This is a genomic window from Actinomadura roseirufa, assembly GCF_900659635.1.
Taxonomy (GTDB): domain Bacteria; phylum Actinomycetota; class Actinomycetes; order Streptosporangiales; family Streptosporangiaceae; genus Spirillospora; species Spirillospora roseirufa.
Genome location: NZ_CAACVB010000250.1, coordinates 1 through 10643, shown reverse-complemented (window position 1 = coordinate 10643; position 10643 = coordinate 1). Strand labels below are relative to the sequence as shown.

The window sequence follows — 10643 nt, the reverse complement described above, 5'->3', positions numbered from 1 at the left end:
CTCGGCGGCCACCTCGGCGAGCTCGGCGCGCGGCACCCGTGGTGGCGCCGCGTCCGCCCGCTGCGCGCCTCGCTGGCCGACGACAGCGCCCACACCCGGCGGCTCAGGACGGACTGGGCGTCCTACCAGGGCGGGCAGCGGGCCAAGGCGCGCGGCGAACGCATCGGCAGAGTGGAGGACGACCTGGAACGGATCAGAACCGACCTGACCGCGGTGGCCCGCGCCCTCGGCCACCCCTGGCGCCCGCATTTCCTGCTCTGGTTCCGCGAAGGCAGAGCCCCGTGAAATCCCCTACGCGACGTCCCGGGAGCCGTTCCCCGAAAGCTTCGCACCCGCCCCCCGGGCGCGGAGGCCGCCGATGGCCCTGATGTCGGAGCGCAACCAGTTCCGGCTCCCGTTCAACCCCGACCTGCCGCCCCGCGTTCTCTGCCCGCTCGTCGAGGCGGACCACATGTCCTACTACGTGACGATGACCTGCACCGAGACCCCCTTCCTGGCCTTCCAGGCGGAGATGCCCGCCGCGTCCGCCAACGGCGCGGCACCCGACGTGTCCGCGCTCACCCGGCGCGGACATCTCGTCGTGGTCCGCGGCGGCGACGGGGTCGGCAAGACGGCGCTGCTGAACCGCTGCGCGCACTGGCTGTCGATCAAGCTCGCCATGAGGGACGGCTTCCATTTCGACTTCACCCGGCTGTACGAGAACGACTTCGGCGACCGGGGCGCCGTCGGGCACGCCCTGCGGATCTCGACGAACCTGTCCGCGCTGGCCGAGGTCAGGCTGGAGGGCCGGCCCGGCGACCTCGTCTCGCGCCGGTTCCAGGAACTGAAGGAACTGCGCGACAACGACCGCCTCCGGATGACCGACGTGATCGACGCGCTGCAGTTCCTCGGGCTCGTCCTCCAGCAGACCGGTGACCGCGGGTTCGGCGTGCTGCTGCCGCCCGCGACATCGCTGGCGGAGGTCCAGTCCTATGTCAGCCTGGTGCCGCCGGGGGTCGTCTTCTTCGCCGAGCTCGACCATTACGCCGTGGACGGGACCGGACGGATCGTCCCGGCGAACGACGTGAAGATCGTCGAACTCCCGATCGGCGACCGCCTTTCCGCGCAGGACGTGCACGCCTTCGTTCGGGACCGGGAGAAACGCGCCCGGGAGGCCGGGATCGAATTCGTCCCGGTCGCGGCGGACGCGGTCGACCGGCTCATGAGCGCGCTCGATCAGCAGATCACCATTTACCAGTTGCAGAACAGCCTGGTGAACGCAACGGAGAAGGCACTGGCCGATAACGCCGACGAGGTGAGTTACGATGATCTCGACAAATTCCTTTTCGCGGGAACGTAGCACTCATGACCGATGACATCGGGCACCCGGTCGAGAGTCCCTCCCCCAATCCCTTTCCCGCCGGCGCGGTCGCGATGCTCGGCGACCCGTCCGTCGACGCGATCACGATCCCGACGGCGTCCATCACCCTCGCCCGCGACACGGTCGAGGACTACCTGGCCCGCGACCACCGGCCCCCGGCCGTGCCCGCCGGTCCGCCCGGCCCGGCCGGACCGCCCGCCGCGACGGGCGGCGGCTCGGGTGAGGTCGTGATGGTCTCCGGCGAGCCCGGCACCGGCAAGACGCACCTGCTCAACGAGATCGTCCACCGGGCGAGACACCCGGCGGGCCCCGCCCGGCCCGCCACCACGTGCGTCTCGATCGGCGCGCACGGCCCCGGCTTCTACCAGACCTACCGCGAGGCGTTCATCCGCAAGTTCGACTTCGAGGACGTCGCCAAGCTCGTCACGGACGTCTACGCCCACGTCGTCGCCGACCATCTCGGCGGCTCCGGCCGCGCCGCCGACCTCGTCGCCCGGCTGCGCGCCGGGACCGCGGACCCGCGCACGGTCGTCCAGCGGCTCGGGCAGCAGAACCTCTTCCTGTCCCGGCTCCGGGAACGGCTGCCCGGCATCGCCGGCGACCAGGAGCTCGGCCGGGTGCTGCCGCTGCTCGTCCACCCGCGCCTCGACATGGACGCGTGGGAATGGCTGCAGGGGCTCGCGCCGACCCCGTCCCTGCGCGAGCACGGCGTCACGGGCCCGCTCACCGAGCCCGGGGCGATGCGCGCCATGGGCGTGTTCGCGACCCTGCACGGCTGGCTCGGCCGCAGGTTCGTCCTCGCCGTCGACGACCTGGAGAAGCTGCTCGACGGCGGCGCCGCGGCACCGCCGGAGCCGGTCCGCGCGATCCGCACGCTGGTGGACGCCTACATCGCCGGCGGCGGGCTGCTCGTGCTCAGCGCGCTGCCCGAGTTCTTCGAGGTGCTGCCCAAGGACGTGCCGCCCCGCGTCCGCACGCAGATCGTCCCCGAGCCGCTCACCGCGCACGACACCCGCGAGTACATCGACCTGCGGCGGCGCCGCTACGACGGGCCCACGCTGGACTTCGACGCCGACGCGGTCGAGGAGATCGTGCGGCTGACCGGCGGCGCGCCCCGGCCGGTGCTGCGGCTGTGCTACCGCTCCTACCAGGTGGCCGAGGCGCGGCGGCACCGTCTCGTCGGCGTGCCCGCCGTCCACCAGGCCGCGCGGCGCCGCTTCGGCGAGGTCCGCGAGCCCGTCGCCGAGGTCGGCGACCACCTTGAGCGCGTGCTGACGGCCAAGGGGTGGACGTTCGCCGCCCGGCACCGGCTGCCGGTCGCGCGCGGCGAGACCGAGCGGGTGCACTTCTGGGTGCCGATCCCCGCCGGGCAGGAGAACAGCGGGTGCGCGATCCTCGTCGCCGGCGCCGTCCTTCAGGACGCCGACGCCGCGCCGCTGCGCGCGGCGTGCGCGCGGCTGCGCGCGGCGTGGCCGGACCGCCGGGTGCTGGTCGTGGCCGCCGAGTTCCTCGCCCAGGACCTGCGGCCCGGCCTGGCCGAGGCGGGCGGCGCCGAACCGGTCGGCTACCAGCCCTCCGACTTCCCCGACGTGCTCAACGGGCGGCTTGAGGGGCTGTTCGCCCGGGTCGGCCCGGCCCGCCGCCGGGCCGCCCCGGCGGCGCCCGCCGCGGACCCGGGCCTGGCGGTGTTCCGCGACCAGATGGACCGGGTCGGCCGCCAGGTCTCCCACACCCAGGACCACATGTCCGAGCTGGCCGTCCGGCTGGAGGAGTTCCGGCAGGAATCCGAGCGGCAGTGGCGGGAGCTGCGCGAGAGCGTCCGGCCGGACCCGCCGGCCGGCGACGGCGGCGCGCCCGGCGGGCCCGCGCTGAGCCCCGAGCTCGCCGCGCTGTTCAACCGCGCGCTCGGCTCGCTCGGCGCCGTCGACACCGTGACCGACCTGCTCGACGGCTCGTTCGCCGCGGGCGCCGCGCGGTCCGGCCCGGCCGGCCCGATGCTCGTCCACCGGCTGCGCCGCGCCAACGCGTTCGAGGCGATCGGCGTCGCGCTGACGCTGCGCAAGCTGCTCGTCGCGTTCCGCCGGTCGGTCGCCGACTGGCTGGAGCAGACCCGCGACCGGCCGCCCGACGACGCCGACCGGGCCCGGCTCGGTGCCCTGTGCGACACCTACGAGGCGATCTACCAGACCGTCCCGCTGTCGCCGCTGGACCGGCTCGGCGACTTCGCCGTCCACGCCGGCGACCGGGACCTGCCGAGCCGCGAGGACCGCCGGGCCCGGCACCTGGCGATCCTGCGCAACCTCGACGGCCTCGGCGGGCTGGTCCGCGCCACGGCCCTGGCCGCCGCGGAGCAGCCGTGAGGCGGCGCCGGTCACCGCCCGAGCTGCTCGGCGACCGCCTTCTCCAGCCGCTGCTCGGCGTCCCACACCTTCGACTGGTCGAGCGTGACGCCGAGCACCGTGACGCCGCCCGGCAGGATCCGGTAGTACAGCGCGCCCTCCTCGACATCGAGGACGATCCGGGTCAGCGGCCCGTCCAGCAGCGCCCGCAGCTGGAACCCCAGCCGCCGGACGAGCACGTCCAGCCGCGGCACGATGCCGATGTACAGGCGGCGGCGGGCGGCGGGCGTGATCGCGGCGAAGAAGTGCGCGACCTGCTCGTCCTCGAAGGCGTCGACCTCGCCGAGCGGCTCGCCGCCGGTGAAGCACGCCAGGTAGTGCAGGTCGGTCCCGCAGACGTACCGCTCGTGGACGTCGGCGTACCGGTGGCCGTCGCGCCCCGGGGCGACGCGCGTGCGCAGCGTGGACGCCGACGGCGGGTCGGGCGGCGCCACCCGCGCGGCGAACGCCTCGTACCCGCCCGGGTTCTCCGAGCCGAGCCCGTGCAGGTTCCGCACGTCCCCGGTGATCAGCGCGGCCTGCCGGTCCGCGGCCTCGATCCGGCCCGCGCCGCGCGCGACCCCGACGAGGTACTCGTGCGGACGCAGCGTGAAGTGCAGCATCGCGCCCTGGTCGGAGGCCAGCACGGTGCGGATGAGCCGCCCGCTGTCCAGCGGCCGCGTCCACCCGTCGGCGGCCTCGTGGACGAGGTTCAGCTGGCGCCCGATCCGCCGGTAGCGGTCCCGCCGCGGCCCCTCCTCGCGCCCCTCGTCCCCCGTGGCGGCCGCCGCGGGCGCGGTGCCGAAGTTGTAGATCCCGTCGGTGAAGTGCGCGAGGTAGGCCAGGCCCTCGCCCGCCGCCATGCCGCGCTCGACGGTCTCGATCAGCCGCCTCCACTTGCCGTCGACATGCTCGGCACGGTCCGTCGCGACCGTCCTGTCCATCCGCTCACCTCGTTCGTCTCCAGCACCCGCCCGGACGGCCCCCCGCCCGCCGCCGGGCCCGCGTTCAGATCAGTGGGGCCGTCCATTCGATGAACCGGCGGTGGGCCCGGCGCGGCGCGCCCCCCGCGCCGGCGAGCCGGGCCCTCACCTCGCGCAGGTTCTCCCGCGCCGCCGCCGTCGCCGGATGGTCCGCCCCGAACAGCGCGTGGTAGCCGTCGCGCGCGAACTCCAGCAGCCTCGCCGCCTCCGCGAGCCGGCCCGGATCGATCCGGGCGGCGTCGGCCAGCAGTCCGCCGTGGTTGAGATGGGCCAGCATCAGGTAGGGGTGGCCGCCGTCGTCCAGCGCCGCCATCAGCCCCTCCAGCGCCTCGCCGCTCACCGCGATCGCCTCGTCGAGGCGATCGGCGCGCGTGTACACGGCCAGGTTGCTCTGCACCGCGAACACGAACGGGTGGTCGTCCCGGAAGCGCTCGCGCAGCCGGTCCCGGCAGTCCGCCGCGATCTCGGCGGCCAGGTCGTCCTCGCCCGCCGCGTGCGCCGCGACGGCCTCCGACACCCGGCACGCCACCGTCTCGTACGCCGTCTCCCCGTAGGTCCGCCGGTACCGCGCCAGGACCTCGGCGATGACCTTGCGGGCCGCGGGCACGTCCGCGCCGGGCAGCCGCAGCCGGGTGAGGGCCAGCTCCCGCTGCGCGCGCAGCAGGTTCTGCTCGTCGGCGGGGAACCGCTCCTCCAGCACGTCCGCCGCCGAGGCGAGCGCGGCCTCCGACTCCTCGTACTCGCCGAGCTCGCGCATGATGACGCCCACGACGGTCCGCGACGCCAGCACCCGCAGATGGTGCTCGCCGAGGGAGCGGACGGCCGCGTCCTGTAGCGCCTGCTCGCGCTCCAGCGCCTCCCGCAGGCGGCCGGTGAGCATCTCCGACAGCACCAGGTTCCCGGCCGCCTCCATCGTCATGGGGTGCCCGCCGCCGAACACCCGGCGCAGCAGGCCGAGGGTACTGAGATCCTCCTCGTACGCCTCGCCGAACGCGCCGTCGGTCCACAGCAGCGCGCCGAGGCCGCGGGCCGTCATCAGCGTGGCGGGATGGTGCAGGCCGAGGTCGCGGCGCTGGTGGGCGAGGGCGGCGGTGAACAGCTCGGCGGCCCGGCCCGGCTCGTCGGGGCGCAGCAGCAGCGCCAGGTCGATCTGCAGCCGCACCAGCAGCGGGTCGTCGCGGCGGTGGCGCGCGCGCCACCGCGCCCACAGCCGCTCGGCGAGGGCGCGGCCCGCCCGGACGCTGCCCGGGTCGTCGGCGCGGCGCAGGAAGCGCACCTGCACCGCGAGCCAGCGCCGCACGGCGGCGTCGGTGCCGTCCAGGGCACCGGACGGCTCCAGGTGGCGCTGGAGCTCGGCGAACCGTTCCCGGTGATAGTCCTGGTCGACCTCGCCGTCGGGCGGGCAGTAGGCGGCGAGGACGCGGAGCATCTCCGCGCGGCGTTCCCCCGCGTGGGCTCCGAGGCCCTCCCGGATCAGCCGCTGGACGAGCCGGTGCATGAGCACCTGCCCGTCGCGGACGTGGTCGACCACCGCCAGGCCGAACCGGGAGGTCCGCACGAGCAGCGCGTCCAGCACGGTGCTGTCGGTGAAGCCCGGGTCGGCGGCGCGCAGCGCGTCCAGCATGGCCGGGGAGTACAGCAGGCGGCGCGAGACGCCGTCCGGGGACAGGAACGCGGCCAGTTCCACCAGCCGCCGCACGGCCCGCCCGTTCCGGCCGACCGCGAGCGTCTCCAGCGCCATGTCGAGCACGGTGCGCGCGGCGTCGAGCGCGTTCCCGTCCGCCGCCTCGGCCGTGCCCGGCTCGCCGGGCACGGCCGCCGCGGCCAGGCGGCGGCGTTCGGCGAAGCCGTCGCGGAACGCGGCCACGCTGTTCTCGACGGCGCCGCGCTCGCGCAGGCTCGTCTCCGGCACGTCCGGCAGGTCGTCGCCGGGACGGGGCAGCTCGGCGCCGCCCTGCCGGCGCCGGTTGTCGGTGGCGATCCACGCGGCGACCAGCGCCACGGCCAGCGGCAGGTCCTCGGCGAGCGCGGCCAGGCCGTCGGCCTGGTCCGGCGCGAGGGCCGGCACGACCCGGCGGAACAGCTCCCGGCTCTCGGCGAAGGTGAACGGACCGGGTTCCGCGGCGGCCGCCTCGCCCGCGGTGTCGCCCGCCGGGCCGGCGTGGCGGGCCGTGACGATGACGTGGCCGTGCGCTCCCTGCCACGGCAGCAGGTGCGCGATGTCCGCCAGCGCCCCGGCGTTGTCGTAGACCAGCAGCCAGGTCACCGCCCGGCCCGGGTCGCCGAGCATCTCCAGCGCCGCCCCCGCCAGGTCGCCGCCGAGGTCCTCCTGCCCCCCGCCGGGCACGTCGCCGCGGTCTCCGCGGTCCTCGGCCAGCAGGTGCCGCGCCACCTTCGCCAGCGTCGCCCGCACGTCCTGCTCGCTCTGCGCCGGGATCCACCACACCTGGTCGTAGTCGGTGGCGAACCGCTCGGCGTACTCCAGGGCGATCTGGCTCTTGCCCGTGCCGGGCTCGCCGCACAGCACGTACGGCGCCGGGCCGCCCTCGGGCGACAGCAGCCGGTCGCGCAGCGCGTCGAGCTCCCGCCGCCTCCCCACGAACGCGGGGTTGGGCGGCGGCAGGTAGCGCACCTCGACCGGGCCGCGCGGGAACCGCGGCCGGAACCCCGCGCCGAAACCGTCCCCGGCGGGCTCGCCGCCGGACACGCCGAACAGCTCGCGCAGCGTCCCGCGCGCCGACGCCTCGCCGTGCCAGCGCATGTTGATCTCCCGGGTCACCCGCAGCCCGGGGAACTCCGAGTGGTGGGCGGTGCGCAGCGCGATCACCTGGCACTCGGACGGGACGCGCACCCCCGCCCAGGGCGGCTCACCGGCGCCGGGACGGGACGCGCCGACCACCAGCAGCACGCGCGCCTCGACCGTCCCGCCGGGCTCGGGCGGCGCGCAGACCGGCACGCCCGTCCGCCGCAGCTCGAAGCCGATCCAGTCGGCCCAGGCCCGCTCTCTCGGCGCGGCGAGCACGCACGCCGACGCGGCGCGCGTCTCGGCGGTCAGCTCCGCGAGGTCGCGCTCGTAGGCCGCGCGGGTCTCGGCCGGGACCCGCACCCCGGCCGGCACGCCGCCGCCGGTGAACTCGGCGACGAGGCGCCGGTAGGCGCCGGCCAGGCCGCCGTCGCCGCGCTCCGGGGCGGTGAGCACCGCGAGCCGCTCGCCGCGCTCGTAGTCGGGGCTGTCGGGGACCCTCATCCGCCCCCAGTAGCCGGGCCGGTCGCCGACCAGCCAGCCGAACCGCTCCCTCGTGCGCTCCAGCAGCCGCTCCTGCTCGGGGTTGCGGTTCGCGGGGCCCCTGCCGAGCTCCGGGTCGACCCGCATCAGGACGGGCACGACGCGGGTGCCGGGCGCGCCGTCGCGGATTCCGCGCGCGAGGTCGGCCGTGCGGTCGATGCCGTCGGCGGCGAGCCGGAACCCCGCGACCAGCACGTCGGCCAGCCGCTCGATCGCGGCGCGGGCCGCGTCCGAGGCGCCGTAGGGGACGTCCACCAGCACGTGGTCGTAGGCCGTGGCCGCCAGCGCGCGGCGCAGCGCGACGGCGAACTCGGCCAGGTCCGTGCCGGGCGGCCGCTCGTCCCAGCCGCGCCACAGGGTGGACAGGTGCACCAGGTCGCCGAGCCCCATCGGGGGCAGGAAGTCGACCCCGCCCGGCGGGCCGAGACCGGCCATCCGCAGCGGCACCAGGTGGCCGCTCAGGGAGAGCGGGCCCGCCTCCGGGGCCGTCCCGGCGAACCGGCGGACGAGCTCGATCAGACCGCCGTCGCCGGGCGCCGGCACGCCCGCCGTGAAGGGCCTCAGGTAGTCGTGCAGCCGGGGGGCGGCGAGATCCCAGTCGACGACGAGGACCCGCCGGCCGGCCGCGGCGAGCAGGGCGGCGCAGTTGGCGACGGCCATGGTGCCGCCCACGCCGCCCATCAGCGAGTAGAACGCCACGACGGCGGGTGCCGGGGCGCGTCCCGCCGCCGACCGCGGCCCAGTGATCATCGCTGCTCCCGGGGGGTGCGACCGCATTGTTCTTCAAGTGCCAATGATAAGACCTGTCAACGGCGGCAGAACTAAATGGAAGCGTTGAATCTCTGGTATGCCGTGGTTTCCCGGGCGGTCTCCCGGCAGACCCTTTCGATCGCCCGGCGCAGCACCTCGCCGGGCAGCTCGGCGAGATCGGCCGGGTCGATCTTGGAAACGTCGATGATCTCCGATCGCAGCGGCGGCCCGGCTCTCTCCGCGCCTCTCTCGCTACCCCTCTCCATCTCCAGCCCCTTCCTTTGCGGACATCTATTCGAGACGTTATGACCTGGGCCGCAACAGGCGTGGGCCGCGCTCGCACCGCACTCCGCCGCACTCCCGCGGGCTCGGGACGGCCGGCCCGCACGACAGGCCAAGGATAGTCGCCGACCACCGGAAGATTGCGTCCTATGCCTCTTTTGCGGCGCTCTTTCGGAACGCTCCCAACAAGCCGTCGTGGACAACTCCGGACAGTACGACCCTTGCCGAAGATCTCTCGGGGAATTACTCTGAAGCCCGGGTTTCCACACCCTCTGTATAAAGTCGATGCCCACTTCCCTGACTTCGATCCGCGGATCTGCCACCCTGGGATCGTCATCGGCGCGGAGAACGGGGGAGACACGATGCGCCTCGCCCGCTCGCGCACCGAGCCCGCGGCCGGCCGGCTCGCGGTGCTCGTCCTGGTGACCTGCGCCGGATACGCCGCCGGGCGGGCCGCCGGGCACGGCGAGGTCACCCGCCTGGTCACCGAGCACGGCTATCTGCTCGCGGTGTCGGCGCTGCTGGCGGTCGGCCTCTACGGCAGCACGCACGGGATCGACACGCGCACGCTGCGCGCGGACGCGCGCGTCGTGGTCCTCGCGGTGACGGTGGGCGTGCTGCTGAAGGCCGCGCTCATCACCGCCGGGATGGCGCTGGCCGTCCACCACCCGGAGGTGCTCGTGCTCGGGGTGGCGGTCGCGCAGATCGACCCGCTGTCGGTCGCCGCGCTGGAGCGCTCGTCCCGGCTCACGCCGCGCGGCAAGGTGCTGCTGCTGGCCTGGGCGTCCTTCGACGACCCCATGACCACGCTGCTGACCGTCTACGCCGCCGCGCTGGCGCTGCGGTTCGGCGCCGGGAACGGCGGGGCGGCGCCGCCCGCCCTCACCGGCGGCGCCGGCGCGTTCGCCTGGTCGACGGCCCTGAACCTGCTGTTCGCCGCCGTCCTCGCCGGGCTGTGGTTCGGCGCCCGGTGGGCCCGGCGCCGGTGGGAGGGCCGCCGGGAGGACGGCGGGGTCCTGCCGTTCGCGGCGGGCTGCGCGCTGCTGCTGGCGGCGCTCGCGGTCGGCGTCGACCGTTTCTGGATGCTCGGGATCGCGCTGGCCGGGCTGTTCCTGCGCCCGGCGCTCGCCCGCGCGCCCGAGTTGTTCTCCCGCGTCCTCGGAGCGCTGACGTACGCGGCGTTCCTGCTCGGCACGCTGGCGGTCGGGGTCGTCCTGTCGACCGGGGTGCGGCCGTGGGCCGGCCTGTGGCTCGGCGTGGTCACCTTCACCGCCCAGATCGTGGTGAGCCTGCCGCTCACCCGGGGCCGGCCGCCGGGCGACCGCGTCCGGCTGGCGCTGGCGCAGCAGAACGGCATCACCGCGATCGTGCTGGCCCTGCTGCTCCAGCCGATGTTCGACGGCGTGGTGGCCACCGTCGCCCCGGCCATCCTGGTCATCAACCTGCTGCACCTGGCCGCCAACGCCCGCTACGACGCCCGGCTCGACGCCCGCCGGGGTCCGGTCGTGGACCCGCCCCCGCCCGCGCCGCCGCTGCCCGCGCCACCACAGACCGCGCCACCACTGGCCGCGCCGCCATTGCCCGCGCCACCGCTGCCCGCACCC

General features: G+C 75.4%; 7 protein-coding genes. 4 read left to right on the top strand and 3 right to left on the bottom strand.

Going from position 1 to position 10643, the window contains the following annotated elements; genetic code table 11:
• From E1291_RS42530 to E1291_RS33615, 3 genes are all read left to right on the top strand, one after another.
• A partial coding sequence (locus E1291_RS42530; RefSeq protein ID WP_165495413.1) for a hypothetical protein occupies positions 1-285 on the top strand: 285 nt, incomplete at its 5' end.
• Between the two features lie 73 nt (positions 286-358).
• Complete coding sequence (locus E1291_RS33620; protein WP_131742106.1) at positions 359-1339, top strand: hypothetical protein; 981 nt, start codon at positions 359-361, stop codon at positions 1337-1339.
• A gap of 5 nt (positions 1340-1344) precedes the next feature.
• Entirely contained in the window at positions 1345-3720 is a 2376-nt protein-coding gene (locus E1291_RS33615) for an AAA family ATPase (RefSeq protein WP_131742105.1), read from the top strand.
• Between the two features lie 11 nt (positions 3721-3731).
• Here E1291_RS33615 and E1291_RS33610 read toward each other — a convergent pair whose 3' ends face one another.
• The 3 genes from E1291_RS33610 to fxsA all read right to left on the bottom strand — a co-directional run bounded on the left by E1291_RS33610 (position 3732) and on the right by fxsA (position 9023).
• Positions 3732-4682 carry a hypothetical protein gene (locus E1291_RS33610; protein ID WP_131742104.1) on the bottom strand — a complete coding sequence of 317 codons (951 nt, stop codon included), beginning with the start codon at positions 4680-4682 and terminating at the stop codon, positions 3732-3734.
• A 64-nt stretch (positions 4683-4746) separates the two neighbouring features.
• Entirely contained in the window at positions 4747-8757 is a 4011-nt protein-coding gene (fxsT, locus tag E1291_RS33605) for an FxSxx-COOH system tetratricopeptide repeat protein (RefSeq protein WP_131742103.1), read from the bottom strand.
• A 71-nt stretch (positions 8758-8828) separates the two neighbouring features.
• The gene (gene fxsA, locus E1291_RS33600; RefSeq protein WP_131742102.1) at positions 8829-9023 is read right to left on the bottom strand and encodes an FxSxx-COOH cyclophane-containing RiPP peptide; all 195 of its coding nucleotides are present in this window, start codon (positions 9021-9023) and stop codon (positions 8829-8831) included.
• 378 nt (positions 9024-9401) lie between these two features.
• On the opposite strand from fxsA, the gene E1291_RS42525 reads away from it, so the two are divergent.
• Positions 9402-10643: hypothetical protein (locus E1291_RS42525; RefSeq protein WP_165495412.1), on the top strand; the 1242-nt coding region annotated here is incomplete at its 3' end.